Here is a 25,448-nt window from a genome sequence, read left to right as displayed (position 1 = left end):
ACGTGGCACACAAGTTGGTGATCGTTGAGTCCCCCGCGAAGGCACGCACTATCGGCGGCTATCTGGGGGACGGCTTCGTCGTGGAGTCGTCGATCGGCCACATCCGTGATCTGCCGCAGTCGGCCGCCGACACGCCGGCCAAGATCAAGGACAAGCCGTGGGGTCGTCTCGGCGTCGACACCGAGAACGGCTTCGAGCCGTACTACATCGTGCCGCGCGACAAGAAGAGCCACATCACCAAGCTCAAGGGCCTGCTCAAGGGCGCCGACGAGCTCTACCTCGCCACCGATGAGGACCGCGAGGGAGAGGCCATCGCCTGGCACCTGCTCGACGAGCTGAAGCCGAAGAACATCCCGGTCAAGCGGATGGTCTTCCACGAGATCACCAAGGCCGCCATCCAGGAGGCCGCCGCCAACCCGCGCGAGCTCGACATGGACCTCGTCGAGGCCCAGGAGACCCGCCGCATCCTCGACCGGCTCTACGGCTACGAGGTCTCCCCGGTGCTGTGGCGCAAGGTCCAGTCCGGGCTCTCGGCCGGCCGCGTGCAGTCCGTGGCGACCCGGCTCGTGGTGCAGCGCGAGCGGGATCGGATGGCCTACAAGGTCGCCTCGTACTGGAGCCTGGAGGGCAGCTTCGACGCCGGCTCCGCCGCGGGCGGCGTCCGGATCTTCCCCGCCAAGATCTACTCCGTCGACGGCACCCGCGTCGCGACCGGCTCCAACTTCGACTCCGAGGGCAAGCTCACCGGCAAGGTCGTGCACCTGGACCGGTCGAAGGCCGAGGCCCTCGTCGAGGCGCTCTCGGACACGACGTACGACGTCCGCAGCGTCGAGTCGAAGCCGTACCGTCGCAGTCCGTACGCCCCGTTCCGCACCACCACGCTCCAGCAGGAAGCCAGCCGCAAGCTCGGGATGAGCTCGTCGGTCACCATGTCGGTCGCCCAGCGGCTGTATGAGAACGGCTTCATCACCTACATGCGTACCGACTCCGTCAGCCTCTCCGACACCGCCATCCGTGCGGCCAGGGCGCAGGTCAACGAGCTGTACGGCGCCGACTACCTGCCCGACGCACCGCGGGTCTACGCCTCCAAGGTGAAGAACGCCCAGGAGGCGCACGAGGCGATCCGGCCCTCGGGCGACACCTTCCGCACCCCGGCCCAGACCGGCCTGACCGGTGACCAGTTCCGGCTGTACGAGCTGATCTGGATGCGCACCGTCGCCTCCCAGATGAAGGACGCCGTCGGCCAGACCGTCTCCATCCGCCTCGGCGGTGCCGCCACCTCCGGTGAGGACGTCGTCTTCGGCACCTCGGGTCGCGTGATCACGTTCCACGGGTTCCTCAAGGCCTACGTCGAGGGCACCGACTCCGCCGACTCCGAGAAGGACGACGCCGAGACCCGGCTGCCGAACCTGACCGAGGGCGACCAGGTCACCTCGGCCTCGCTGGGGGCCAGCGGCCACGAGACGAAGCCGCCGGCGCGCTACACCGAGGCGACCCTGATCAAGGAGCTCGAAGACCGCGAGATCGGTCGCCCGTCGACGTACGCCTCGATCATCTCGACCATCATCAATCGCGGCTACGTCTACAAGAAGGGCACCGCCCTGGTGCCGGCCTGGATCGCGTTCTCGGCGACCCGGCTGCTCGAGGAGCACTTCACCGACTACGTCGACTACGACTTCACCGCCTCGATGGAGCGGGTGCTCGACGAGATCGCCGGTGGCCGCGCCACCCGCGAGGACGAGCTGGGCCGGTTCTACTTCGGGCCGGCCGAGGGCGCTGCCGACGACGGCCAGAGCCACCGCGAGGGCCTCAAGCAGATCGTCGACAGCCTCGGCGACATCGACGCCAAGGGCAACGCCACGTTCCCGATCGGCGGCGAGGACTCCGGCATCCAGCTGCGGGTGGGCAAGTTCGGCCCCTACCTGGAGGGTCCCGACGACGACGGCACCCCGCTGGGCAAGCGCGCCAACGTGCCCGACGACCTGCCCCCCGACGAGCTCACCCTGGAGCGCGCCAAGGAGCTGCTGGCCAACCCGACCGGCGTCGACATCGAGCTCGGCGTGCACCCGGAGTCGGGCCTCAAGGTGGTCGCCAAGGCGGGGCGCTACGGCCCGTACGTCACCGAGGTCCTGCCCGAGGACGCGCCCAAGAGCGCCAAGCCGCGCACCGCGTCGCTGTTCAAGAACATGACGCTGGAGTCGATCACGCTCGCCGAGGCGGTCCAGCTGCTCACCCTGCCGCGCGTCGTCGGTGCTGCCGAGGACGGCGAGGAGATCACCGCCCAGAACGGCCGCTTCGGGCCGTACCTGAAGAAGGGCACCGACTCGCGCTCGCTGACCAGCGAGGACCAGCTGCTCACCATCACGCTGCCCGAGGCCCTGGCGATCTACGCCCAGCCGAAGGCCCGCGGTCGTGCCGCGGCCGCCCCGCCGCTCAAGGAGTTCGGCAACGACCCGGTCTCGGGTGCTCCGATCGTGGCGAAGTCGGGTCGCTTCGGCGACTACGTCACCGACGGCGAGTACAACGCCACCCTGCGCAAGGAGGACGACCTCGCCACGATGACGCTGGAGCGGGCGGCCGAGCTGCTCGCCGAGCGTCGCGCCAAGGGGCCGGCCAAGAAGGGCGCGAAGAAGACCGCCAAGAAGGCGGCCACGAAGAAGACGGCGGCGAAGAAGACCGCCACCAAGGCCGCGGCGAAGAAGACCGCCGCCAAGAAGACCACGAAGACGGCCGCCAAGAAGGCATGACCGAGACCGCCTCGGGCGGCACCGCGGCCGTCACCAGCACCCTGACCCGGAACGACGGCACCACGTTCCGGCAGTTCAGTGTGGACGGCGACGTGCGCCCGGAGGCACCGGTGGTGGTGCTCTCCCCGGCGATGGGGATGCCGGCCGGGTACTACCTGACCGTCCTCGACGCGCTCGCCGCCGCCGGCCTGCACGGGGTGGCCTACGAGCAGCGTGGCCACGAGAAGGGCGGCCAGCCGGCCGGGTGGCGACGCAACTTCGGGTACGCCGAGCTGGTCGAGGATCTGGTCCAGGTGATCGCCCAGGCCCGCAGCGCCCACCCTGACTCACCGGTGATCGTGCTGGGGCACAGCCTCGGCGGGCAGGTCTCGGTCGCCGCGATCGGGGAGCACCCGGGGCTCTACGACGGCCTGATCCTGATGGCCTCCTCGACGCCGCACTGGCGGCACTGGAGCCGCAAGATCCTCGCCGCAGGCGTGCTCTTCCCGACGATCGCGAACGTGCTGGGCCACTTCCCCGGCGACCGGCTCAAGTTCGCCGGCCGCGAGGCCCGCCGGATGATGACCCAGTGGGGCACCCTGGCCCGCTCGGGCCGGCTGCCGCTGGGCGAGGACGGGCTGGGCGCGGTCGACGTGCCCGTGCTGGCGGTCTCGATCGAGGGCGACTGGCTGGGCGTGCCGAGCGCGGTGGACGCGCTGTGCGCGAAGCTGCCGGCCTCGACGGCGCTGCGGGTGCACGTCGACGAGGAGGGGATCGACCACTTCAAGTGGGCGCGGCGTCCCGCCTCGGTGATGGGCTCCATCACCGACTGGGTGGCGACCCAGCCCGCCTTCTCCCGATGAGGGCGACCGCATCGTGGGTCCCGTAGATTTGGCCGCGTGAGTTCCGCAGGCGTCTACGCATCGACCGGGGTCTTCGTCTGCTTCGAAGGTGGCGAGGGATCGGGCAAGTCGACCCAGTCCCAGCGCCTGTCCGACGCCCTCTCCGCGCTCGGCTACGACGCGCTGCTGACCCGGGAGCCCGGCGGCACCGCCGTGGGCCGCACGATCCGTCAGATCGTGCTCTCGCCCGAGACCGGTGCGCTGGCCGACAAGACCGAGTCGCTGCTCTACGCCGCCGACAAGGCCGAGCACGTCGAGACGCTCGTGCTGCCCGCCCTGGAGCGCGGCGAGGTCGTCATCATGGACCGGTACGTCGACTCCACCTTGGCCTACCAGGGCGCCGGTCGGACGCTCCCGGTCGCCGACGTCGAGCGGATCGCCCGCTGGGCGACCGGTGACCTGCGCCCGCACCTGACCGTCGTACTCGATCTGGAGCCGGCTGCAGGCCTGAGCCGGTTCGAGGGCCGTGACCGGATCGAGGGGGAGTCCCTGGAGTTCCACCAGCGGGTCCGCGACGCGTTCGTGGCGATGGCCGGCCGGGACCCCGAGCACTACCTGGTGCTCGACGCCCGTGCCCCGATCGAGGAGATCCACGCCGCGATCCTAGAGCGGGTCCGGCCGCTGCTGGACCAGGCGAAGGCGCACGGATGAGCGTCTGGGACGCGCTGGTCGGCCAGCGCCGGGTGATCGCGTCGTTGCGCGACGCCGCGCACGGCACCGGGATGACCCAGTCGTGGCTCTTCACCGGTCCGCCGGGGTCGGGCCGCTCCAACGCCGCCGTCGCCTTCGCGGCGGCGCTGCAGTGCCGCCAGGGCGGCTGCGGGGTCTGCCACGAGTGCCACACCGTGCTGGCCGGCTCGCACGCCGACGTCCAGGTGGTGCGCACCGAGAAGCTGTCGATCGGCGTCGACGAGGTCCGTGACCTGGTACGCCGTTCCGCGCTCTCCCCCGCCGGGGGCCGCTGGCAGATCCTGATCGTCGAGGACGCCGACCGGCTCACCGAACAGGCCAACAACGCGCTGCTCAAGGCGATCGAGGAGCCCAGCGACCACACCGTGTGGATCCTGTGCGCCCCGACCGTGGAGGACCTGCTGCCCACGATCCGTAGTCGTTGCCGGCTGGTCACGCTGACCACGCCGATGGCGAGCGAGGTCGCCGAGTTCCTGATCCGCACCGAGGGGGTGGACGACCGGCTGGCGTCGTACGCCGCCCGGGCCTCGGCCGGCCACATCGGTCGGGCCAAGGCGCTGGCCCGGGACGAGGCCACCCGCAACCGCCGTCGTGACGTCGTCGCGCTGCCGGCCAAGCTGCGCAGCCTCGGTGCCTGCATGCGGGCCGCCACCCAGCTGGTCGAGGTCGCCAAGGAGGAGGCCGAGGCGATTACCTCCGAGCTCGACGCCCGGGAGAAGGCCGACCTCGACGCCGGCTACGGCGTGGTCGAGCGGGGCCGTCGTCCGCGTGAGTACGGCCCGGCGCTCAAGCGTCTGGAGGACGGCCAGAAGACCCGCGCCAAGCGCCGTGTCCTGGACGTGATCGACCGGGGCCTGATGGACCTGGTCAGCGTCTACCGGGACGCGATCGCGCTGGCCACCGGCGCCGGCACCACCCTGGTCAACGAGGAGATCCGGGCCGACGTCTCGGGTCTGGCCGAGCGCTCCACCCCGGAGCAGAACCTGCAACGGATCAACGCGATCTTCGCCGCACGCGAGCAGATGCTCGAGTTCAACGTCCCGCCGGCACTGGCACTCGAATCGATGATGGTCTCGCTGCGCGACACCGAGCAAGGAGCACATAGGTGAACAAGCCCTGGGTCAGGATCACCGTCTGGGTGATCGTGGGCGCGCTGGTGCTCGCCGGTGCCGCGACCGCGATCACGGCGCTGCTGAGCTCGTCGTCGAGCTCGACCACCAGCAGCACGCCGACGCCGTCGGAGGCCTCCCCGGAGGCGGGCTCCAGCGTGGCGCCGACCGCCGCGTTGCAGAAGTTCTACGGGCAGCGGCTGACCTGGAGCTCGTGCCGCGACTCGTTCTCCTGTGCCAAGCTCACGGTGCCGCTGGACTACGCGAACCCGACCGGGCAGACCATCCAGCTCGCGCTGCTCAAGGTCCCTGCCTCGGGTCACCGGATCGGCTCGCTGGTGGTCAACCCCGGCGGCCCGGGGGCGCCCGGCACCGACTACGCGGCCTCGGCCAAGGAGTCCTTCGGCGCCGCGGTGCGCAACGCCTTCGACATCGTCGGCTTCGACCCGCGGGGCACCGGCGAGTCGGCGCCGATCGACTGCCTGTCGGACGCGGACCTGTCGACGTACATCAACCTCGACCCGGACCCCGACACCGCCGCCGAGGAGTCCGAGTCGTTCGCGTTCGGGGTGACGTTCGGCAAGGGCTGCGTCGCCAAGTCCGGTGCGCTCGCCTCGCACGTCTCCACCGTGGAGGCCGCCCGCGACATGGACGTGCTGCGCTCGGCCCTGGGCGAGAACGAGCTGACCTACTTCGGTGCGTCCTACGGGACGAAGCTGGGAGCGACGTACGCCGACCTCTTCCCGACCAAGGTCGGGCGCTTCGTCCTCGATGGCGCGATCGACCCGGCGCTCAGCACGGCGGAGATGAACCTGGAGCAGGCCCGCGGCTTCCAGACCGCCCTGGACTCCTACATCGACAACTGCCTGACCGGCTCGAAGTCCTGCTACCTGGGCTCCTCGCGCAGTGAGGCGCAGGCGAAGATCAGTGCCTTCCTGGACCAGCTCGACGCCAAGCCGCTGACCACCAGCGACGGCACCCAGCTGACCGAGGGGGAGGCGTTCCTCGGGATCGCGCTGCCGCTGTACTCGCGCGACTACTGGTCGATCCTGACCTCGGCCCTCAAGGACGCCTTCGACGGCAAGGCCGACACCCTGCTGGCGCTGGCCAACGCCTACGTCAGCCGCGACGGCACCACCTTCACCGACAACTCGATGGAGGCGATCTACGCGATCAACTGCCTCGACGACCCGTGGGCCCTGACCACGGCTGCCGAGGTCGACGCCGTCACGCCGAAGTTCCTGGAGGCCTCGCCGACCTTCGGCCGGATCTTCGCGTGGATGGACACCGCCTGCGCCGGCTCGCAGGTGAAGAGCACGTCGGCCCCGCATGCGCTGCACGCCAAGGGCTCCGCGCCGATCGTCGTGGTCGGTACGACGCGCGACCCGGCCACCCCGGTGCAGTGGGCGAAGTCGCTCGCAGCGCAGCTCGACAACGGTGTGCTGGTGACCCGTGACGGCGACGGCCACACCGGCTACAACGCCGGCAACTCGTGCGTGGACAACGCGATCGAGAAGTACCTGGTCAACGACGTCGTGCCCTCCAACGGGCTGGCCTGTTAGCGCGGTGTCCCCGGTTTCACGTCTGGCTGGGGCTGTGGCTATGCTTTCGCTCGTCGCAGTCGTGATCGACGGTGACACGCCGCCTTAGCTCAGTCGGTAGAGCACTTCACTCGTAATGAAGATGTCGTCAGTTCGATTCTGACAGGCGGCTCCATCAGGAACGTGGCCCTGATCAGCAGAAACGCTGATCAGGGCCACATCTGTTTCTGTGCTTGAACGTTGGCGTGACACACAAATAGACACACAGCCGCTCTCACTGTCCCCCGCCTGACCCCACAGGACTCGGGTTGCGGCCTGTCGGGTCCTTAACGAGTTCCTCGGACATGCAGCGCTGTGGGCCCTAGGATCCTCGACGTGAAGCGTCTCGCACTACTCGCCCCGCTGCTCCTTCTCGCTGCCTGCGGCGGGGCCAGCCCGAGCGCTGCTCCGACAGCAACGGTCACCGTGACGGTGACCGCCAGCCCGGAGGAGGCCGCGACGTCTGACGCCGCTGACACACAGACGGATGGTCTCTACCTGCGCCCGGAGGACTTCACGCTGAAGGTGAAGATCACCGACAAGCAGTGCTTCGGCTCCGCTGGCTGCAGCATCTCCTACAAGGTGACCCCGGTCTACCACGGCGACGTTTCACTCATTGATGGGATGGCATACGACATCACCTACTCGGTGTCGGGTGATGAGTCGGGCAAGCAGATCGGAACCATCTCCGTCGGTGATGACGGTTCGTTCAGCCAAGAGGAGGAGACGATGACCACCAAGTCGTCGTCCGTGAAGGTAACCGCCCGCGCCACGGACGTGGAGTTGTACTAGCGGCGGCACCCCTCGCAGCCCGCCGAAACTTCAGGGCCGTGGCTCGCGCCAGAGGATTACTCCTTCGGTCCGACGCTCTCGATGCCGATTCGGACGGCCCATGCGATCAGGCCGGCGAGCGCGCAGAGGGTCCCGAGGCCGGCGACGATCAGACCGCACATGACGCCGATGGCGCTGCCCGTCTCGTCGGTGCCGTAGATACCGGCTTCGGTGCCCGGCCACGTGAGGCCAGCGACAACGCCGCCGCCGATCGCAACGACGAGGCCGGCCCAGAGGAGGCTGATGGCGAGGTTCTGCTGCTGCACGTGGTGCGGGGTAGGCGCCTTGGCGCTTTCCGGTGAGGTCATGGCGGGACCGTAACCCGCATCTGCTCGCCCTGTCCGGGGAACCAGCGGTCGGGGCGTACCCTCGTGGCGTGCTCACGTTGTACGCCACGATCCGCAACAAGGCTGACATCAGCGAGAAGCGCGAGGTCCAAGCCGAGGGCGTCGACTACGACACGGCCCGCGCCCAGCTCCTGGCGCAGATCCCGGATGGCTGGCAGAACGTCGGGACGTCGCGGTGGCCCGCGGTCGAGCGGGCTGCGGAGGACTGATGCAGGTCCGTGCGTCGCGGGAGGACCGGCTCCTGGTCGCCGTGATCAACGGGACCGTGGCGCACGAGGCCTGTAGCGGTACGCCGGTCGACGCTGCGGTCGCGGTGGTCCTGGACTCCGCGACCGAGCCGGCCGTGAAGTCGACGCCGAAGCGGCCAGGGCGCCGGGCTCGGCTGCGGGTCGATCTGCTGACCGACGTGGCCGGGACGTTCCTCGGTGCGAGGTCGTGGTGGGCGCCGGCTGCGCACCAGCTCACGGTCGAGGCGATCAAGGCGGCGGGGCACGTCCCGGACTGGGACGCGATCCGTGCACGGGCGGTGGAGGCTGCAGCGGCGTCCGATCCGCAGCCGGGCGGGATCGGCTCACCGCCTCGACCGTCGATGCCAGAGGACTGACCCAGCGGCGACCGCGTTCGGGAGGTGGCCGCCGCCGGGCTGACCCACGGGTTGCGTCGTCAGTCGCGAAGGAGTGCGGGTCGGCAGGACCGTAACCCCGGGCCGGGGCCTGCTGGCCGGGCCTCCGGGATCGGGTGTCGGCGCGGTGAAGGATTGTCACGGGCGTGACAAATGTCGACCGCCGCCACGTCTGGCAGGGGTGGTCCGGGGGTCGGATCACCGGAGTCGGGAAACCCGACTTCGGTGGCCGTTCGCACCGGAGTCGGGTTTCCCGACTCCGGTGCAATTATCGCACGTCGGTCAGGCTGCGATCCGGGAGGCGACCAGGTGTGAGCCGTGCCCAGAGAGCCTCGAGCGGTTGAGGTCGTAGTGCCGCTGTGTGGTCCTGGGGTCGGCGTGGTCGGCGAAGTCCTGGGCCTCGGCCAGGGTGCCGCCGCTGTCGAGGATGAGGGTCACCGCGGCCTTGCGGAGCAGGTGCGGGTGGAGGCGGCGATCGAACCCGGCTCGCTTGGCGATGGTCTGCACCAGGCCGGCACCGGCATGGCGGGTGAGGCGCCTGGTCCCGTCGAGGGTGGTGAGGAGCGGGCCCGTGTGCCGGCCGACCGTGGCGGCCTCCAGGATCGGGATGGCCTGGTACGGGATCGGGGCGACGACCTCCCGGCCGCCCTTCCTGACGAAGCGCAGCACCCGGTAGCCCTGCTCGATGCGGTGCACGTCCGGTATGTCGAGGGCGCACGCTTCCGAGATCCGCAGGCCCATCATCGACAGCAGCGACGCGAGGGCGTGGTGGCGGGGGCTGGTCTCGGCCGCGGCGCGGAGGAAGCGGCGCATGTCGTCGCGGTCGAACGGCGCCTCGCTGCGGTGGTGGATCTTCGGGAGCCGGGCGTAGGCCGACGGGTCCCGGGGGATGGTGCCGTCTGACGCCGCGAGCCGGTACAGGCCTCGGACCGGGGTCATGGCGGTGTTCACGGTCGAGGAGCTCATCTGCCGGGAGAGGGACAAGTGTCGGATGTACAGCTCGACGTGAACTCGCTCGACGTCGGCCAGGGGGTCGAGGCCCTGGATCCGGCACCACTCGTACCACTCGCCGAGGTAGCGCCGGTAGAGCTCGTGGGTGCGGGGGTTCTGGTAGCGAGCCAGGAACGCCACAGCGGCGGTCTCGGCCGGAGACATCGCTCCGGGACGGAGCAGGTGGGTTGCGATAGCGTGCGGCACAGCGCACACCTCCGATCTGTGTTCGGGGTGTTCGTCAGGCCTCGTCGGTGGGTGCAACCACCGGCGGGGCCGTTCCTTTGTCCCGCGCACGGTAGCCCGAGCAGCCCGTCGGAGACCTGAGGCGAAGGTCCCGAAACGCAGAACCGCCCCCGCCTGCCGGAGCAGACGGGGGCGGTTCGGTTGGCCGGGATCAGCCAGGCATCTCGGTGTACGAGCAGCCATTGATCAATCGGTACTCGCTCAGCGCCTCCTGAGCCCGCCGGTAGGCGGCGTACTCAGGATGCGTTTCCTCTGGGCCTGCGAAGGTTGGCGCCGGAAGGCTTCTGTCGTCGCGTCTCTCGAAAGCCGCAGTCGCTGCAGCCTGCGTGGTCTCCACCTCGGCGTACAGCCTTGCCTCTTCGTCGGGGTCGCACGTTCCATGCTGCATGGCACCGAGACTAGGTCGCCGCCGGCCGTCCGGGGAACCCCCGCTGCGGGCGACTTACTGCGTCGTAGGGGTTGGGCGGGTTGGACCGGGCTCCGAATCCATGTGCCCATTGCGCCTCATTCCCCTGCGGGATGGCCCTGGCCTCTCATAGGGTGGCGCTGTCCCATGTCACCTGGAGGGCTAAGTGACAGTACATGCCATCGGAGTGGCGTTCGCGTTGCTCGCGGCGCTATTCGTGCTTCGGCGCCGCTCGCTAGCCATGGTCCTGGGCGCCTCCGCGGCGTTCCCGACTTCGGCCGCACTGACCATCTCGGGCCAGAGCGTCCCGCCGTTCTATGTCATCGGACTGGCGGCCTGTGCGGGTCTTGTCGTCGGACGCACGAGAGTCTCCAGCGCGATGATGACATCCCTCAGGGTATTCGTGTTTGCCGTGGCGGTCGTCACACTGCTCGGCCCGACCCTCTTTCATGGCACGCCAATCCTTCTGCCGCGAGGCGGTATCGATGGGCAGATCAACTTTCCCACGCCCCTTGCCTATACGGCCTCGCAGGCAGCTCAGGTCTTCTATCTCATCATTGGCGTAGGAGTGGCCTCGTATGTTGCATCGCGGCGCGACGAGGCCGCTCGGGCGGTTCATGCGTGCTTCGCCGTCGGAGTCGGGGTTGGGACCCTTGCGCTCGTTGCACACAAGGCAGGCGCGCCGTGGCCCGACAGCCTCTTTCGCAACTACGCGAGCGTCAACTACAACCCGTTCGAGACGCGCTTCTATGGGACCTTTTCCGAGCCTTCGTATCTCGCAGTCTTCTCGGTGACTGCGATCGCCTTCTATGCCGCACGCCTCTTGATGGGAACGAGGCGGAAGGCCCTAACGCTGCTCGCTATCGCCGCGGCGACAGCGCAGTTGGTCGAGGCTGATTCGGGAACGGCCATCCTTGGCGGCGTCCTGGTCGGTGCGGGCTTCCTCACGGTCTACCTCGCAGGCTTCCTTGCGGGCACCCGAAAGATGCCTCCGCTGGTCGCTGCGGTGGGGCCTTTTGCGATTGTCGCCATTCTTTGGTTCACGAATGCCATCGGCTCTGTGTCGGACATGATCTCCGAGAAGGCCGCCTCGGGCTCAGCGACCAATCGCTTTGCCGCAGACCGCTTCTCCCTCGACCTCCTAGCCCACACCCATGGGATTGGGGTGGGGCTAGGGGCGAATCGCCCTTCAAGCTTCCTAACGATGCTGCTTTCGTGCGTCGGGGTCATCGGGCTCGCACTCTTTGTTGTCGCCCTCGTTTGTGCGCTTAGGTCGACCTCGGACGACCCTCGTATGGTCGCGGCGAAGTGGTCCCTCGTGGCGCTCGTCGTGGCGAAGTGCGTTGCTGAGCCGGCCATCTCGACCCCGCTCCTATGGCTCCTTTTCGGCGTGATCGGTGCCCTGAGCGCGCCCAGTGCGCGCGGCGATCACGACCGACAGCGCGATCGCCGCGCGCGCCAGGGCCTAACCGTTATTTGCCAGGGCAGTGACGATGGGCGACTGGACGGTCGCAGTGGAGTTGCCTCCGCCGATGAGGCCAATACCGACATAGACGCGCGTCCCAACGGCATGACTCGGAGCGGTGCGGGCGAACCCGCTTGAGCCGTCACTGTACGTCCATGCCACTGTGGCCCGAGTCCTACTGACGGTGACGAGGCAGTCTGCCGTTCCGACGGCGTTTGGCAGGGTGATGTCCATTGCGACATTCCCGCCCGGGTCGATGAGATAGCGGAATTTGTTCGTGGTGCCGACCGCAGTGACGTCGATCTGGTGGCGGAGTTGGTACACGGTCGAGTCGCCAGGCGGAATCGAGATGATGGTCTGCGAGGTCGCCGTGATCGTCGCCCCAACCTGATGGAATTTCCCTGTGATGGGCCCGGGGATCATTCGCATGCCGAAAGTTCCACTGGCAGCCATCGGACTGCCCGGGTAGACGTCTGGGGCAGCGAGAGCCCCGGCCGACGGCATGACGGTGCTATGGGGGTCTACGAGGAGGCGGGCTGAGGAAGAGGTGATCCGGTGCAGCGGGCTCGTCGTATCGGTCCACGCAATGCGACCTCCTCGGGTGACGACCTGGGCATCCCCGGATAGGTCGAAGAAGGCCACGCGGCCACCCGTCGAGTCGAAGGGGAACATCCACGGCGTACTGACTGTAATGACGCCGCTGTCGGCCTGGATGTAGGAGTCCAAGCCGAGTTCGAAGTGGCAGCCATCAAGGTCGATCACGCACGCACCGCCCGTGGCACCAGTGACCTTGACTGCGACCTTAGAGCGTTCGAGATCGACCCCGTCGAGTCGAACGTGGGTGCCATCCACGGCGGTGCCGTCCTGCCAGAATCCGGCAGTGCTGCAACTCTGGATCGCACCGCCCGTGATGGTCATGCTTGCGCCTGAGCCGCCGCCGATGCCGGAGAAGTCCCACTTCACGCCAGTTCCGCAGTGGTGGATGTTGCAGTTGTCGATGCGCCACAGCCATGAGTTGTACTTCGCGCGGATGCCAGTAGTCACAGCCGTGATGTTGAGGTCTCGGAGAACCAGTCCATACGCCCAGTCGGAGCTGGCCTCTCCGCCAACGATGCCGACTCGGCGGAGATCCAGGTTGGCGATCTGGGGTAGCCAATTCCCGAGTAGATCGGCGGATCCGCCGATCTTGATGTAGCGGTTCGGGCCGGTCCCATCCGTCTGGATGATCGCCCCTGATGGGCCATTTCCGTAGAGGCCGACGGACCGCGGAACCGTGATGTCGGCAGCCGAGATGTCAACCACGCCGTCGGGGATGCCGAGCATCCCGCCGCCCGTGGCGGCAACGCGGTCAATGGCGGACTGCAGGGATTCGCTGATCACCTTGACCCCGGTCGGGAGCGGCGTGGAAGCCGCAAAGTTGGCCTTAAGCGCGATCTCTGCCGGTGTTCCGGGGGTCTGGATCTGCTCACCCACGAACGCGGCGGAGTCGACCATCGACGTGGGCAGCTCGGTCCGGACCTCGGCGCCGGACCCGAGGGTCAGGACGAGATCCTGCCCATCGACGGAGGCAGCTTCGACACCGAACCCGCGGGGGCCCTGGACGATCGGGGTGCCGCTGCTGGTGGGCACCGGGAGGAGCTTGACCAGATCGCACACCAGCGTGCCGATCGGGAGACCGAGAGCGGTGGCTTCCTCGGCGGTCTCGATCGGGCTGGCGGTGTCGGCGGCGATGCGGACGTCCTGGGAGGGGTACTTCACCACGGTGCCGGCGGCCTTGACCCCGGCGTACTCCACGGTGTGGGTGGCCTTCCCGGCAGGGATCTGGGGGTTGACCTTGTCCGAGGTCATGTCGACGACCCGGATCCAGCGGGAGCCCGACCGGGTGAGGTAGCCGGAGTTGTCCAGCGTTGCGGGGTAGACCGCATGGCCGGAGTTCCAGCCGATGGGGCTGCCGCCGGCGACCTTGGCGTAGGTGGTGAGCGGGGTGAGGTTCACGGTGCCCGCGTCGCACCAGACGGTGTCGGGGTCAGTGCCGGCGTCGTCACCGTCAGCGACGACGAGCCCGAACCGCCCGACCACGTAGATGAAGTCGAGGTCGGCCATCAGAAGCCCGCCTCGCTGCCCGGGTCGACGTCGGTGTCGCTGGCAGGGGTGCCGGGGCTGACGTTGGCCTTGGCGAGACCGGCGACGACCAGCAGAACGAAGGGGCCCGCCCAGGCAGCCGCGGTGGTGAGGAGCCCGATGGTGCCGGGCACGAACAGCACAGCGATGACCAGGGCAACCAGGATGATCGCGGCGGCGATGATCGCGACGGCGTACACCAGGTCACGGCGGCTGGTCGGCTGACGGCGAAGCCAGCCCTTCAGGCGGGGGGCGAGCAGGTCGATGATCAGGGCCAGAGTCTTCATCAGGGGGTTCTCCTCGAGGGGGTCAGGAAGGCTCGGCGTCGAGCCAGGAGCCGGTGGTGGACACAGAGACGTGGTCGAGCTCGGCGAGAAACTCGACGCACCAGGGGCCGCACGCGGTCGGCGTGACGGCCCCTGACGAGGTGCTGGAGGTGGCCGCGACGACGTGGGGGTGGGCGGTACAGCGCCGCGGGCCGGCCATCAGTGGATGACCTGCAGGGCGACGCCACGGAACGGGTGGTCGGTGGCGACTGCGGCGCGCACGTAGGGCGTCACGCCGGCGATCTGGACTCCCGGGGCGGGGAACGCGGCGGCCTGCATCATCGTGCCGAGGTTGCCGCCGGACTTCTGGGTCCCGAGGAGCTGGACCTGGCCGGCGGTGATCTCGACGTTGTCGAGGGCGTTGAGGTCTCCGCCGATGATGACGACGTCGATCCCGGCCGTGTGGGCGTCGGCTACCCGTTTCGCCAGACGCCGAATCGTTCGCCGTGCGATCCCGGCCCGCAGGGTCCAGGACGCGCCGGCCTTCTTCCGGGCGTAGGCCTGCCACCAGGACACGATGTGGGTCGCGATGACCCGGACCCGAAGTCCGTCGATGGTCAGGTCGGTCTCGGTGGTCTTCCGGGTGGGGGTGATGCCCTTGCGGCCCTGGGACAGCCACCGCACTGCCACCCGGCCGACCTGGGACTGGGCGCGGCTGGCGGTGGCCGGGGTGCTGATGCTGATGACGTTCTCAGATCCGGGGCGGTCGCCGGCGTGGGTCCAGCCCGCGAAGGTGCGGCGCCAGATGCGGCGCATCCGGGGGTAGGCGATCTCGCAGCCGAGGACGATCCAGGCGCCGATGGTGGTCGCGAAGTCGGCCAGGGCCTCGGTCGCGCGGATCTCGTTGGCCTTGCTCATCCGGGGGTTGGAGCGGATGTTGCCCAGCGCGATCGTCAGGACGGTCGTGGTCTTCTCCGGCACGGTCGGCCTCACTTCTTCGGGAGCTGGTCGAGGGCCTCGCGGAGGCCCTTGGCACGGCCGGTCTTGCCGTTCCTCTTCGCGGCTGCGAGGGCGGCGGTGAGCAGGTCGCGTGCCTTCGCGACACGGGACCGCGGCGGGGGCGGGGCGGCGACGTTGATCGCGATGGCGGGGTCGACGTCGTTGCCGTAGCGGTACGGCTCGGTGCGGACCTCGAAGTGCAGGTGCGGCCCGGTGACGTTGCCGGTGGCGCCGGTCTTGCCGAGGACGTCGCCGACCTTGACCTGGTCGCCGACCTTGACCTGGCGCTGGTCGAGGTGGGCGTACAGCACTTCGTAGGCCCTGCCGTTGATGGTGGACCGGACCACGACATGGAGGCCGTAGGCGTTGCCCCAGCCGCCGCCGTTCTGGGCCTCGATGACCTCGCCGGCGGTGGCGGACTGGATCGGGGTGCCGACGGGGGCGAGGAAGTCGGTGCCGGTGTGGTGGCCGGCTGCCCACATCTTCCCGGGGACGCCGTACTTGGTGCCGATGGGCTGAGGGACAGGACGCATGATGGTTCTCCTGAGCGTGGGTGCGGGCCCGGTGCCGGGTGGCGTCGGGCTGGGATGGCGGGAGGAGCTGGTCAGGCCGGCTCGGTGGGTGGTGCCGCGTTCAGGGCGGTGTCGATGACACGGAGCACGGTCGCGGATGCCTCGGCGGCGTTCGCGATGGTGGCCGAGGCTTCGGTGAGCTCGCCAGCGAGGAGCTCCTCGATGCGTGCGAGACGGGCTGCGTGTTGATCCAGGACGCCGAAGTCTCGGGTCTGGCGGGTCTTCACCACAGCGATGTCGTCACGCAGCGCCTCGGCCGCGGCCTCGGTCCGGCGGACGGAGTCATTCAGCGATGACCCGCCGTTGGGGTGGATCTCGTGATGGATGCCCTCGACCTTGCCCGCGACCTCGCTCACCGTCCGCGCGAGCTGGGCGACGATGTCGGACAGGGTCGCGACCTGGCTCCCGATCGACGGGATCGCAGGCTGCGGGTCGGCACCGGTGATCGCGTTGGCCGGCACGGCTGGCCGGCCAAGGAGCACAGTCTGGACGGACTCGTCACGGTCTCGCTTGGCTGCGAGGCGGGGTCGGACCCAGCGCGCCCATCCCGCGATCAGGGCGCCGACGGCCGCGATTGCGAGTGCGAGGTCGATCCAGTCTCCGACGTTGCCAGGAGCGGGGGGCACGACCCAGCCGGTCAGAAGAAGGCGGCTCATGCGGCTCCGATCGCAATCCAGTCGTAGGTGACTGTCGTGGTGGTGGCGGTGCCGTCTCGGTGCTGGCCGCCGACAGTGAATCCAGTCGGCGACTGGCTGTAGGCCGTGGACGTGAACAAACCGTTCGACGAGGTCGCGGTGACCCTGGGGGTTGCCGAGAAGGCGGAGGCGAACGTCACCGCAGCGGCAGCCGCGGAGGCAGCGGAGAAGGTGACCATGGTTGTTCCCGTCTGGATAAGTACGCCGGGGGCAGGGGAGAAGCGCGTGGGGTCCGCCTTGGTGGTGACATTCCATGTCATGGTCAGCCTTCCTTTGCGCCGGCGTCAGCGAGGATCGCGGCCCAGTCCCGGGCGACCATCCCGCGGGGGGTGAGGGTGATCTCGCCCGCGGGGACGTTCCACTCGGTGGCTTCGCTGATCACGTCGGTGACGGTGGTGTTGCGGTTGGGTCGGGGGTCGGGGTGGCCAAGCAGTCGGACCATCGCGCCAGCGGTGAGGATCTGCCAGGCGGCGGCGAGGGTGAGGCCGCCGTAGATCTGCCCGGCACCGAAGGTGATCCCGCCGGTCCAGGATCCGGTGGTGGCCTGGGCGAGGAGGGCGTTGAGCTTGGCCCGTGCGGCCGTGGAAGTCATCGGGCCGAGCGGGGTGAGGTCGACCTTCTTGACGACCCGGCCGGTGCCGACGCTGTCGTAGGCGGTGGCGCCGTAGGGGTTGAAGTACCAGGCGACGAGGACGTCGGCCATGTTCTCAGTGGCCCACGACAGCTCGCCGGTGCCGGGCAGGAGGAACAGGCTCGGGGTCTGCGGGTCAGCGACCGTGGTGACGAACCCGTCCGGTCCGACGAACGGTCGCGCGCCGGCCGACGACCACGATCCGAGGAGCTCGCCGACGTAGGTGACCTCCGCAGTCGAGTCGGTGGCGGCGTAGGGAGTCGCGGAGATCGACGTGGCCCGGGTCCAGCCGACCCAGCCGTTCGTGATGGCGGTGTCGATCGCGACGTTCGGGGTCGAGGTCGTGAGGCCGGCCGCAGTGAGGCAGACGGCGGAGTTCCCGTCAGTGGCGTGCCCGACGATGTGGACGCTGCTGTCGTTGGTCCAGTCGACCTCGGAGACGTACCCGCCCAGCAGCGGCCGGCCACCGAGGGTGACCTGGCCGGGCGCGTCCTTGACGACCCAGGCCGGCGGGCGCCGTGTCCCGCGCAGCATCGAGAACGTCGCCGACGCGGGCCCACAGACCTGGTCGGTGCCGAACTCGCTGCGCAGGACCAGGTCGCCGATGGGGTACTCCAGCGACGCGGCGTGACCTGCGATGTGGATCTGCGGGGTCATGCGACGTGGGTGCCGAACCGCTTGTAGAGGGACCCGGCGAGGCGGGTGGTGGCACAGCCTGTGGTGATCGACGCGATGCCGAGCACGCCCGGGGTGCCGGCGTGCTGGTCGAACCCGAGGATCGCGGACCCGGGGGCCTGGATCATGTAGGAGCCGTCGGCGGTGCCGAACCAGATCCTGGGGGTCGTGTGGCCGGCGTCGGCGGCGTCGAGTCGGACGAGCTCGACGTTGTGGCCGTCGTAGGTGCCGGAGGTGTCCAGGAGAGTGACCTGCCCGTCGAGGGACGTGAGGTAGAGGTCGTCGATCCGCATCGCCCCCGAGCCGGTCAGCGTCATGGTGACGGTCCCTCCGGTGGCTTCGCGCACGCTGACGACGCCGATCGGGACGATCGTGTAGGTCCCGGTCGCGATCGTCGGCCAGATCGGCACCGTGGACGCCACGAGCCGGGTGGAGGCCGTGCCGTCGGGGCCGGCGAGGGTCGCCGTGTACGTCGTGGCCGTGGGGGCGTAGACCGACGCGTAGGCCATGTAGTCACCGGCCGGCACCGACGCCCGAGGCAGTGGGAACGCCGCCGCGGAGAGGTTGTAGGACCCCGACATGGCGTTGGCGTCCGACGCAGTGCCACTCGCGCCCGATGCGCTGCGGCAGGCGATGAACTTCGCGCCCGATGCGACCAGGGTCTGGGCGCCGAGCGGAATCGCGGTGGCTACCGCCTTGAGAGAGATGTCGTCGTAGTACCCGGCGACTCGCGGGACGATCCGGACGCTCACAACGCCAGCCGGCACGATGAAGGTCGAAGAGAAGTCGTTCTGGGCTGCCGCAAACAGGGTGGGGATGTAGATCGTTCCTGACCCGTTGGCGGGAGAGAGCGTCGTTCCTGCGGCGTCGGTGTAGTAGCGGACCACTGGGGCGCAGACGCGGTTGGAGAAGTACGAACCGCGGACCGTGTAGGACTTCCCTGCAGTGACAGCGAAGGCCTTGGACTGGATGCAGTTCGCGATCGCCGTCGTGGCAGCCACGGTGGTGATGGGCGAGTGGGCGGTCAGCATGGAGTGGGTGCCGGTGGCGGGGTTGTCGGTGGACCACTCCCGGGTGGCGGTGCCAACTGCGGACCATTCGCTGATGCCCGACTCAAAGGAGGGGTCTGTGAAGAACTCCGAGGGGTCGACGTCATAGCCGATGAGGGACAGGGACAGGTCGGTGCGCTGGGTGCCCTCGATCGCGACCGCACGCGCCTGGACCTTCCCCGTGAGGGTGCCGAGGGTCCAGACCTGGGAGATCGCGTCGATGGAGGTGATGATCGTGGCGCCCTTGGGCCCGGAGACCAGGACCGAGACGCTGGTGACGCCGGAGGCCGGGAGCGGGACCGCGACGTCGAACGCAACCGTGATCGTCCCGGCGCCGGCCTTGACGAACTTCACAGCCTCGGGCGGACTGACCGCGATGCCGCCGACCGTGAACGTCGCCGAGTAGGTCCCCATCGCGGGAGCCGACGGCGGCGTCACCGCGTAGGTGCCCTGGATGCGGACGGACCAGCCGGTGACCGACGAAGGCATCGCTGCGGTGACGGCGTAGGCCAGGCCGATGCTGGCCCCGGCTGCGCCGAGCGTTCCGCCCCCGGAGACGAGACCGCCGTAGGCGTTCGGGGCGATCTTCCCGCTGATGGCCCCCTGGGAGGCCGTGGTGTAGCCGGTCTCAGAGGACCCGTCGGACCACACCACGGTCGCCGGTACGGTCCCGCCAGGGGTCGGCGGGGCGTCGAAGGTGGTGAGGTCGACCGCCCGGGCGAAGGGCCGACACACCAGGGTCAGGACGTAGTCCCGCTTCCCGGTAGTCGCTTCGTGGGTGGCGTCGAAGTCGGTGCTGGGCTCGGCGTGCCACACCTCGTAGACCGAGGTCTTCGCTCCTGCAGCGGCAGGGGTGAGGGAGAACAGACCGAACCCGTCCCACCGCAGCGCCATCTCGAGCGCCGCGGCGGTCAGGCCGAGCGCTTCGCCCGGCACCGGGGCCTTCGATGCGTCGAGCCGGACCGGCACCGTGATGATCCGGTTGCCGAACCGGTCGACCCGCTCAGGGTCACCGTCGAGGAGCTGGGACGCGATCGCTTCCACGGCGGCCTCCGGCTTGGCGAGGTCGAGGTCGTCGTTGAGGACCCCGACCTTGCAGCCGTACTCGTTGACCAAGTTGGAGATGAGGTCGAACCCGTTGATCACTGCCGCGGGGTCCTGCAGGGGAATCTTCACGGTCGGGCCGCCTTCGTTGCTGCGCTGGACAGGGACTTGGTGGTGGCCTTGGGCTGTGCCTTGCGGGTCTTCTGCGCCTCGGTGTGCCGCTTCTGGGCGGCCTTCTTGGCCGACTTCTGCGCCGCCTCGATCCGGTGCACCGCGGCGTTGAGCTTCTTCAGCTCAGCGGTCTGCCGGGTCTCCTTCGCGTCGTAGATCGAGTCGGAGCCGTAGGACGCAGCGGCCTTAGTCGCCTTAGTCGCGGCGGCGTAGTTCGCCGAGTAGGCGGCGAGCTCAGCGTTGGAGGCCTTGGACGCCATCCGGAGCCGGTCGATGTTGCCGTCCTTGATGAGCTCCTCGAACGCCGCACCCTTCAGGCCCCGGCCGGCGAGGCTCTTCTCGAGCCGGAGGTACTCCTCGCTGGTGGCCTTCTTGTTGAGCAACGCAGCGTTCGCGCCGGCGATCGAGTTCGGGGCGTACTTCGCGGCGGTGAACGGGGACATGTCGGCGCTGCTGGTGCCCCACAGGTCAGCGGCGAGCCCGTCGGTGATGCTCGAGGAGAGCGCCTCGGCTGACGCCTTGGTCGCGTCGAGCGCTGACGAGGCGTCGGTGGCGGCCTTCTTCAGCTTCGCCAAGGCCTGGGTGACCGTGAGCCCGGAGACGTTGATCCCGGCGATCTCGGTTTTCTTGCCGTACCGCTTGGCCTTCTTCTTCACGACTCCGCCCGAGGCGAACCCGACGACACCTCCGGCGGCGAACCGGCCCGACAGGCTGGGCGCTGCCATGTGGGCCGGCGGTGCACCGAGCGCGGCGCGCAGGCCTTCGACGCCGCTGGTGCGGGCCATGTGGTTGGCCCAGTCGACGTACTCGGTTCCCACCGCGGCGGTCCATTCGGGCCGCATCACGGCCTCACCGCCGGAGAGGTTGAGCTCTCCGCCGGTCGGTGACGTGAAGTGGTGGACATCGCGGCCCGGCGTGTAGCCGGGCATCGTGCCGCCGTCTGCGAAGGACAGGACCCCGCCGAGGGCTTCGTTCTGCGGGAGCCCGGCACGCTTGCTGTCGTAGGACCGCTTCACGACGTCGATGTAGGTCGTGGCCTTGGTGCCGTTGAGCTTCGCGAGCTGGGCCTGGAGAACGTGGATGTCCGTTGTGGCCTTGGGGATCCCGTTGAGCTGGATGTCGACGAACCGCTTCTTCCTGAGGCCGTTGAGGCGGTCGATCAGCCCCTGGATCTGCTTGCGGCCGCTCGCCGAGGCAGCGGGGAGCTGGGTCTTCAGGTCGACGATGGCGTCCTTGATGAACGTGTCACGCCGCTTGCCCTTGAGCTGGTCAGAGACCTGCTCGATGGCCTTGCCCATCGCGGTGAGGTTGTCGTAGTTGTCGGACCCGACCATCCAGTTCTTGGAGCCGGCCATCGACTTGCGGAGTGCGTCGATCGCGTCCTGATAGCCCGACAGCGCAGACCGTTCGTCCATCCAGCCGTTGAGGACCTTCACCGCCGTGGCGAGGCGCTCGGTCTCCTCAGCGGCCTTCGTTGCGGCGCGGCCGTAGGTCTGGTTCGCTGAGGTGGCGCCCTTCGCAGCAGCGGCCTGGTCGCCCTGAGCTTGTCCCGCCGCGACAGCCTTGTCGTGCAGCTTCCCGAGGTCTTCGGCGATCGGGGAGTACATCTTCCCGGTGATCCCGGAGGCGATGTCGCCGGCGGTGAACAGATTCACGCCGAGTTCCTTGAGGCTGTCGCCGCCCAGGAGGGTGGCCTTGACGACCTCGTCGATGCTGATGCCGTACTTCTTCAGCTTGTCGGTGGTCTTGTCCCCGAGCTGGTCCAGGACCCACTTCCCGGAGGCATCGGTGAACGCGCCGGTCTGGGCGTCAAGAGTGCCGGTGAGGTCCTTGACGGACTGAGCGGACTTGTCCTGCCATGCCTTGAAGTCCATGAGGAGGCCGACTCCGCCGCCGACCGCGGCACCCCAGGGGCCGGCCATCATGCCCATCATCGCCATCGTGGCGGTGTTGGTCAGGCCGAGGCTGCCTGCGGCGCCGGAGGCTGCGATACCGACGGCACCGAGGACAGCGGCGCCCTTGCCGAGCCCGACCAGGGTGCTGCGGGTGCGGGTGACCGCGGCGCCGTAACGCTCGATGTCGCGCTGGCTCTGCGCGCCGGCGGTCGCGTTGATCGCCCGCATGGTCTGGATGTCGCCGTAGAGGTGGCGCACAGCGAGCGCGGACCGGCCGGTGGCTGCCGCGAACCGGCCCGTCGACACGACCGCCTGACCCATCGTCGACCTCGTCGCTGCACCGAACGCGGCCTGGGCCAGACGCAGGGTCGAGTACGCCGTGATGAGCCCCATCAGCGGGGTGCCGAGGTCGGAGTCCGCGATCGCGCCGATGCCGTCGGACAGCAGGGTCAGGGCCGGGACGACAACGGCACCGATCGGGGCGGCCGCGGTGCCGATCGAGACGATGGTGCTGGTCAGGGACCCGAGGAGGTCGAGGACTTCGGGTCCGGTCCGGTGGACGTAGTCCAGGAAGTCCTCGAACTCCGCAGAGCCCTGCAGGCCGTCGGTCCAGTCCGCGAACCGGGCGGTCATGGACTCCAGGCCCGTGGAGAAGTCCCGGGTCAGGGGGGCCATGTCCGTCATCAGGGTCACGAGCCCGGTCGAGATGTTCCCCAGGGAGTGGCCGAGCTGGATCAGGGTGGGGCGGGCGTCGGTGTTGAGGTAGTCGAAGAACTCCCGGTACTGCCGCGAGTTCAGGCCACCGCCAGCCTCGGCAGACAGTTGCCCGAGCCCGGAGGAGATCTCCCGGACGAACGTCCGGGCCTTCGGGAGGAGGTTGAGGGCCTGATCGATACCGAGCATCAGACCGGGCAGGAACTCGCCCTGGGCGTCGCCCTGCAGCTTCCGCAGCGCCAGGGTGAGGCCGTCGAGGTACTGCACGAACGCGGCGCCCTGCGGTCCGACCTTCTTGTACGCCTCGCCCAGCTTCTCCAGGTTCGCGGTGGTCGGCTCCAGCTGGTACTTGTTCAGCGCCTTGTACGCGTCGGTCATGCCGTACAGCGCGGTGACCGCGACACCGATCGCGGCTACCGAGACCCCGATCTCCGCGGTCAGGCCGCTCAGTGCGGGGATCACCGACACCGTGATCGGTGCGGCGGCCGGCCCGACCGCGGCGAGGCCAGCGGCGAGGAGGGAGAGCCGGTTGCTGTAGGAGTCGAGGTCGCGGCCGTTGCGGCGGGTGGACTCCCCGACCCCGTCGATACCGTCGCGGCACCGATGCGAACTGTCGGGGGTGTTGCGCATCTCCCCGTTGAGGGCACGCAACTCGCGGTTGAGCAGCGCGACCGCGGCGGCATCCTCAGCCAACGCCCGGGTGAACCCGGCGTCCTGCATCGACAGTTCGACTGCCTCGCGACGAACACCCACAGCTAGCCCTCCTTAGGTGCGGGAACCGACCGCCACCCGGCAAGGGGACGGTCGGTTCATGTGGTGCGGCTACCGACGTTTGCGGTGTCGGTGGCGCCCCGGGGTCGGGGCCTTGGCGGCGTCGGCCTCTTCGCGGGTCAGGCCCTTGATCTGGACCGTTCGACCGTCCTCTGGCCGCGGGTCCTTCGCTGGGGCGTCCTCGCCACGCTTCTTCGCCTCGTCGGCGTCGGCCTCGCCGAGCATTCGGCCGTACTGCTCTTGGGATGCACAGACCGGACAGACCCGGGTGCCGAACCCCCAGAAGAACTCGGCGTCATCAGCGATCTCGGGCGGGAACCCGCATCCGTCGCAGACGGTCGCCTCGAACTCGCCGAGCTCGACCATCCGGGCCCGCTCGAAGTCGTCCCATTCGGCCTCCCGGGTGACCAGCGTGAAGCCGGTCATCCGGGAGCCGGTGGGGCTGGTCTCGTCGACCACGTAGTGCTCGTGTCGCTCGGTGGGCTCCCAGCCGAGCAACCGCTTCTCGGAGATCCCGAGAGTGCGGGCAAGTTCTAGGCGTCGACGTCCGCGAGGATCGCGGCCAAGCCCAGACGGAATTTTGGGATGTCCTGCCTCTCGTACAGGCCCACCACCAACCCCGCGAGGACCTTCTTCGAGGGCCGCTGCAGGTTCAGCGCCGCGAACGCGCCGGGCACGATCGGCTCGCCTTCGTAGGCCACGACGTACCGCTCCAGGTCCTCGATGAGGGCCTCGGAGTTGCAGTACCCCTGCGTGATCTCGATGTCGTCGTCGTATCCGGGCTGATCCTGGTCCCGCGCGGGGTGCTTGAGTCGCCACTGGACCCAGTCACCGTCGGACCGGGTCGCCTCGATCGTGAGGTCGGCTTCGTACTCGGCCATCAGGTCGGTGACCTCGCCGAGCCGGGCACGCAGCTCGGTCTCCTCAGGCGACTGCACCGTTCCGCCGATGGGCTTGGGGCCCGCCTGGGCACGGGTCTGCTGCAGTTGCTCGATCAGGAGCCCTGCCTCAACGACGTAGTCCTGCCCCTTGCCCACCGCGGTACGTCGGGTGGTGCGGGGCCGGCCAGTGGACTGCTCGGACATCAGGTCCGTCAGGGACTTCACCATCAGATTCCTCCAGCCGAGTTGCCGAGTTGACCCCCGTCCGCCACTCGGCGGGACGGACGGGGGCGTTCAGGAGGGTCAGGCAGCGATCTTGTGGTCCTCGACGATCGGCTCGCCGCCGACGACGAGGAGGGACTGCTTGGCCGAGACCCGGTCGTACTCGCCGTCGCCGGTGCGGCCCTTCTTGCGGACGCCGGCCTTGATGAGGAAGACGTCGGCGACGTCACCGGCGGCGATCTCGTCGACGGTGCCGTCGTACCCGTCCAGGACCACAGCGGTGAGGATCGTGCCGGGCTCGAGGAGCTCGTACACCGCGTTGGCCGCGTAACCGGGGGTGCCGAGCTTCTGCGGGACGTAGGAGTACTGCGCCTCCACCGCGGGGTAGTTGATGTTCCCGAACTCGGTCTCCGACACCGTGGAGCCGAGCTTCTTCGGGGCCTCGCCCGTGTTCTGGTTCGGCGTGAAGTCGAACGGGCTGTACAGGAACAGCGAGGCGAAGAGCGAGTCGTTGATCTCCGACAGCGTGGGGATCCCGGTCGCGGCGGCCGGGGCGGTCTTCATGAAGATGACGAGCTTGTTGCCGTCGCTCTTGACGGTCTCGGGCATCACAGCGGGCATGTCAGTTCTCCTCGGTGGTGGCGGCCTGGCGGCCACGGCGGTTCTTCTGGCTGGCGGTCGGGGCCGGCTCGGGGTCCGACTCCGGCTCGGGGGCGGGGTCGTTCACCTCGGTGGGCTGGTCGACCGGCGGCGGGGTGTCCTCGGTGGCGGCACGGTTGGCGTGCTGCTCGGCCAGGGCACGAGCGAGTACGGGGTTCGGCATGGGCG

24 protein-coding genes and 1 tRNA gene are annotated in these 25,448 nt (G+C 69.0%); 9 read left to right on the top strand and 16 right to left on the bottom strand.

What is annotated here, in order from left to right; genetic code table 11:
• The first annotated feature begins 2 nt into the window (after positions 1-2).
• The 7 genes from topA (at position 3) to Q1V88_RS09510 (ending at position 7,799) form a co-directional block, all read left to right on the top strand.
• A complete protein-coding gene (gene topA / locus Q1V88_RS09540; RefSeq protein WP_300680796.1) occupies positions 3-2,747 on the top strand; it encodes a type I DNA topoisomerase in 2,745 nt (914 codons plus the stop codon).
• The gene (locus Q1V88_RS09535; RefSeq protein WP_300680794.1) at positions 2,744-3,589 is read left to right on the top strand and encodes an alpha/beta fold hydrolase; all 846 of its coding nucleotides are present in this window, start codon (positions 2,744-2,746) and stop codon (positions 3,587-3,589) included. The genes topA and Q1V88_RS09535 overlap by 4 nt, the downstream gene beginning before the upstream one ends.
• Positions 3,590-3,625: 36 nt before the next feature.
• Positions 3,626-4,279 carry a dTMP kinase gene (tmk, locus tag Q1V88_RS09530; protein WP_300680792.1) on the top strand — a complete coding sequence of 218 codons (654 nt, stop codon included), beginning with the start codon at positions 3,626-3,628 and terminating at the stop codon, positions 4,277-4,279.
• The gene (locus Q1V88_RS09525) at positions 4,276-5,427 is read left to right on the top strand and encodes a DNA polymerase III subunit delta' (RefSeq protein ID WP_300680791.1); all 1,152 of its coding nucleotides are present in this window, start codon (positions 4,276-4,278) and stop codon (positions 5,425-5,427) included. The genes tmk and Q1V88_RS09525 overlap by 4 nt, the downstream gene beginning before the upstream one ends.
• The gene (locus Q1V88_RS09520) at positions 5,424-6,989 is read left to right on the top strand and encodes an alpha/beta hydrolase (RefSeq protein WP_300680790.1); all 1,566 of its coding nucleotides are present in this window, start codon (positions 5,424-5,426) and stop codon (positions 6,987-6,989) included. Before Q1V88_RS09525 ends, Q1V88_RS09520 begins: the two co-directional genes overlap by 4 nt.
• Before the next feature lie 78 nt (positions 6,990-7,067).
• Positions 7,068-7,143 (top strand) — tRNA-Thr (locus Q1V88_RS09515).
• Between the two features lie 200 nt (positions 7,144-7,343).
• On the top strand, positions 7,344-7,799 hold the full coding sequence (locus tag Q1V88_RS09510) for a hypothetical protein (RefSeq protein WP_300680788.1): 456 nt from the start codon (positions 7,344-7,346) through the stop codon (positions 7,797-7,799).
• Positions 7,800-7,855: 56 nt separating this feature from the next.
• Here Q1V88_RS09510 and Q1V88_RS09505 read toward each other — a convergent pair whose 3' ends face one another.
• Entirely contained in the window at positions 7,856-8,146 is a 291-nt protein-coding gene (locus tag Q1V88_RS09505) for a hypothetical protein (protein ID WP_300680786.1), read from the bottom strand.
• Between the two features lie 68 nt (positions 8,147-8,214).
• Between Q1V88_RS09505 and Q1V88_RS09500 the strand changes: the two genes are divergently transcribed.
• A complete protein-coding gene (locus Q1V88_RS09500; protein ID WP_300680784.1) occupies positions 8,215-8,394 on the top strand; it encodes a hypothetical protein in 180 nt (59 codons plus the stop codon).
• Complete coding sequence (locus tag Q1V88_RS09495; protein ID WP_300680782.1) at positions 8,394-8,789, top strand: hypothetical protein; 396 nt, start codon at positions 8,394-8,396, stop codon at positions 8,787-8,789. The genes Q1V88_RS09500 and Q1V88_RS09495 overlap by 1 nt, the downstream gene beginning before the upstream one ends.
• A gap of 300 nt (positions 8,790-9,089) precedes the next feature.
• Here Q1V88_RS09495 and Q1V88_RS09490 read toward each other — a convergent pair whose 3' ends face one another.
• The 15 genes from Q1V88_RS09490 to Q1V88_RS09420 form a co-directional block, all read right to left on the bottom strand.
• Positions 9,090-10,004, bottom strand: coding sequence for a tyrosine-type recombinase/integrase (locus tag Q1V88_RS09490; protein ID WP_300680780.1), 915 nt, complete (start codon positions 10,002-10,004; stop codon positions 9,090-9,092).
• Positions 10,005-11,914: 1,910 nt separating this feature from the next.
• Positions 11,915-14,017, bottom strand: coding sequence for a hypothetical protein (locus Q1V88_RS09485; protein WP_300680778.1), 2,103 nt, complete (start codon positions 14,015-14,017; stop codon positions 11,915-11,917).
• Positions 14,017-14,322: a hypothetical protein gene (locus Q1V88_RS09480; RefSeq protein ID WP_300680777.1), complete on the bottom strand. Its 306-nt coding sequence runs from the start codon at positions 14,320-14,322 to the stop codon at positions 14,017-14,019. The genes Q1V88_RS09485 and Q1V88_RS09480 overlap by 1 nt, the downstream gene beginning before the upstream one ends.
• A 22-nt stretch (positions 14,323-14,344) precedes the next feature.
• Positions 14,345-14,521 carry a hypothetical protein gene (locus Q1V88_RS09475; RefSeq protein ID WP_300680775.1) on the bottom strand — a complete coding sequence of 59 codons (177 nt, stop codon included), beginning with the start codon at positions 14,519-14,521 and terminating at the stop codon, positions 14,345-14,347.
• Positions 14,521-15,282, bottom strand: coding sequence for a hypothetical protein (locus Q1V88_RS09470; protein ID WP_300680773.1), 762 nt, complete (start codon positions 15,280-15,282; stop codon positions 14,521-14,523). The genes Q1V88_RS09475 and Q1V88_RS09470 overlap by 1 nt, the downstream gene beginning before the upstream one ends.
• Positions 15,283-15,290: 8 nt before the next feature.
• Positions 15,291-15,833, bottom strand: a complete 543-nt coding sequence (locus Q1V88_RS09465; RefSeq protein WP_300680771.1) for a M23 family metallopeptidase — start codon at positions 15,831-15,833, stop codon at positions 15,291-15,293.
• A 71-nt stretch (positions 15,834-15,904) separates the two neighbouring features.
• Positions 15,905-16,528 (bottom strand): hypothetical protein, encoded by a 624-nt coding sequence (locus tag Q1V88_RS09460; protein ID WP_300680770.1) that lies wholly within the window; start codon positions 16,526-16,528, stop codon positions 15,905-15,907.
• Positions 16,525-16,827 carry a hypothetical protein gene (locus tag Q1V88_RS09455; RefSeq protein WP_300680768.1) on the bottom strand — a complete coding sequence of 101 codons (303 nt, stop codon included), beginning with the start codon at positions 16,825-16,827 and terminating at the stop codon, positions 16,525-16,527. The genes Q1V88_RS09460 and Q1V88_RS09455 overlap by 4 nt, the downstream gene beginning before the upstream one ends.
• A gap of 2 nt (positions 16,828-16,829) precedes the next feature.
• A complete protein-coding gene (locus Q1V88_RS09450) occupies positions 16,830-17,855 on the bottom strand; it encodes a hypothetical protein (RefSeq protein ID WP_300680766.1) in 1,026 nt (341 codons plus the stop codon).
• Positions 17,852-20,098, bottom strand: coding sequence for a hypothetical protein (locus Q1V88_RS09445; RefSeq protein WP_300680765.1), 2,247 nt, complete (start codon positions 20,096-20,098; stop codon positions 17,852-17,854). The genes Q1V88_RS09450 and Q1V88_RS09445 overlap by 4 nt, the downstream gene beginning before the upstream one ends.
• A complete protein-coding gene (locus Q1V88_RS09440; protein WP_300680764.1) occupies positions 20,095-23,499 on the bottom strand; it encodes a hypothetical protein in 3,405 nt (1,134 codons plus the stop codon). Before Q1V88_RS09440 ends, Q1V88_RS09445 begins: the two co-directional genes overlap by 4 nt.
• A 69-nt stretch (positions 23,500-23,568) precedes the next feature.
• Positions 23,569-23,976, bottom strand: coding sequence for a hypothetical protein (locus Q1V88_RS09435; RefSeq protein ID WP_300680763.1), 408 nt, complete (start codon positions 23,974-23,976; stop codon positions 23,569-23,571).
• 74 nt (positions 23,977-24,050) lie between these two features.
• Complete coding sequence (locus Q1V88_RS09430; protein WP_300680761.1) at positions 24,051-24,623, bottom strand: hypothetical protein; 573 nt, start codon at positions 24,621-24,623, stop codon at positions 24,051-24,053.
• Positions 24,624-24,701: 78 nt separating this feature from the next.
• Positions 24,702-25,241 (bottom strand): hypothetical protein, encoded by a 540-nt coding sequence (locus Q1V88_RS09425; RefSeq protein ID WP_300680760.1) that lies wholly within the window; start codon positions 25,239-25,241, stop codon positions 24,702-24,704.
• Position 25,242: 1 nt separating this feature from the next.
• Positions 25,243-25,443 (bottom strand): hypothetical protein, encoded by a 201-nt coding sequence (locus Q1V88_RS09420; RefSeq protein ID WP_300680759.1) that lies wholly within the window; start codon positions 25,441-25,443, stop codon positions 25,243-25,245.
• Between the last annotated feature and the right edge of the window lie 5 nt (positions 25,444-25,448).

Source organism: Nocardioides sp. (assembly GCF_030150155.1).
Lineage (GTDB): Bacteria > Actinomycetota > Actinomycetes > Propionibacteriales > Nocardioidaceae > Nocardioides.
This window is presented reverse-complemented; position numbering and strand designations above follow the sequence as displayed.

Bases quoted from the DNA above. Each gene is read 5' to 3' on its own strand.
- Q1V88_RS09450 (WP_300680766.1), bottom strand. From the start codon at position 17,855: ATGACCCCGCAGATCCACATCGCAGGTCACGCCGCGTCGCTGGAGTAC.
- Q1V88_RS09495 (WP_300680782.1), top strand. From the start codon at position 8,394: ATGCAGGTCCGTGCGTCGCGGGAGGACCGGCTCCTGGTCGCCGTGATC.
- Q1V88_RS09460 (WP_300680770.1), bottom strand. From the start codon at position 16,528: ATGAGCCGCCTTCTTCTGACCGGCTGGGTCGTGCCCCCCGCTCCTGGC.
- Q1V88_RS09485 (WP_300680778.1), bottom strand. From the start codon at position 14,017: ATGGCCGACCTCGACTTCATCTACGTGGTCGGGCGGTTCGGGCTCGTC.
- Q1V88_RS09525 (WP_300680791.1), top strand. From the start codon at position 4,276: ATGAGCGTCTGGGACGCGCTGGTCGGCCAGCGCCGGGTGATCGCGTCG.
- Q1V88_RS09455 (WP_300680768.1), bottom strand. From the start codon at position 16,827: ATGACATGGAATGTCACCACCAAGGCGGACCCCACGCGCTTCTCCCCT.
- Q1V88_RS09420 (WP_300680759.1), bottom strand. From the start codon at position 25,443: ATGCCGAACCCCGTACTCGCTCGTGCCCTGGCCGAGCAGCACGCCAAC.
- Q1V88_RS09425 (WP_300680760.1), bottom strand. From the start codon at position 25,241: ATGCCCGCTGTGATGCCCGAGACCGTCAAGAGCGACGGCAACAAGCTC.
- Q1V88_RS09475 (WP_300680775.1), bottom strand. From the start codon at position 14,521: ATGGCCGGCCCGCGGCGCTGTACCGCCCACCCCCACGTCGTCGCGGCC.
- Q1V88_RS09465 (WP_300680771.1), bottom strand. From the start codon at position 15,833: ATGCGTCCTGTCCCTCAGCCCATCGGCACCAAGTACGGCGTCCCCGGG.
- Q1V88_RS09505 (WP_300680786.1), bottom strand. From the start codon at position 8,146: ATGACCTCACCGGAAAGCGCCAAGGCGCCTACCCCGCACCACGTGCAG.
- Q1V88_RS09535 (WP_300680794.1), top strand. From the start codon at position 2,744: ATGACCGAGACCGCCTCGGGCGGCACCGCGGCCGTCACCAGCACCCTG.
- Q1V88_RS09480 (WP_300680777.1), bottom strand. From the start codon at position 14,322: ATGAAGACTCTGGCCCTGATCATCGACCTGCTCGCCCCCCGCCTGAAG.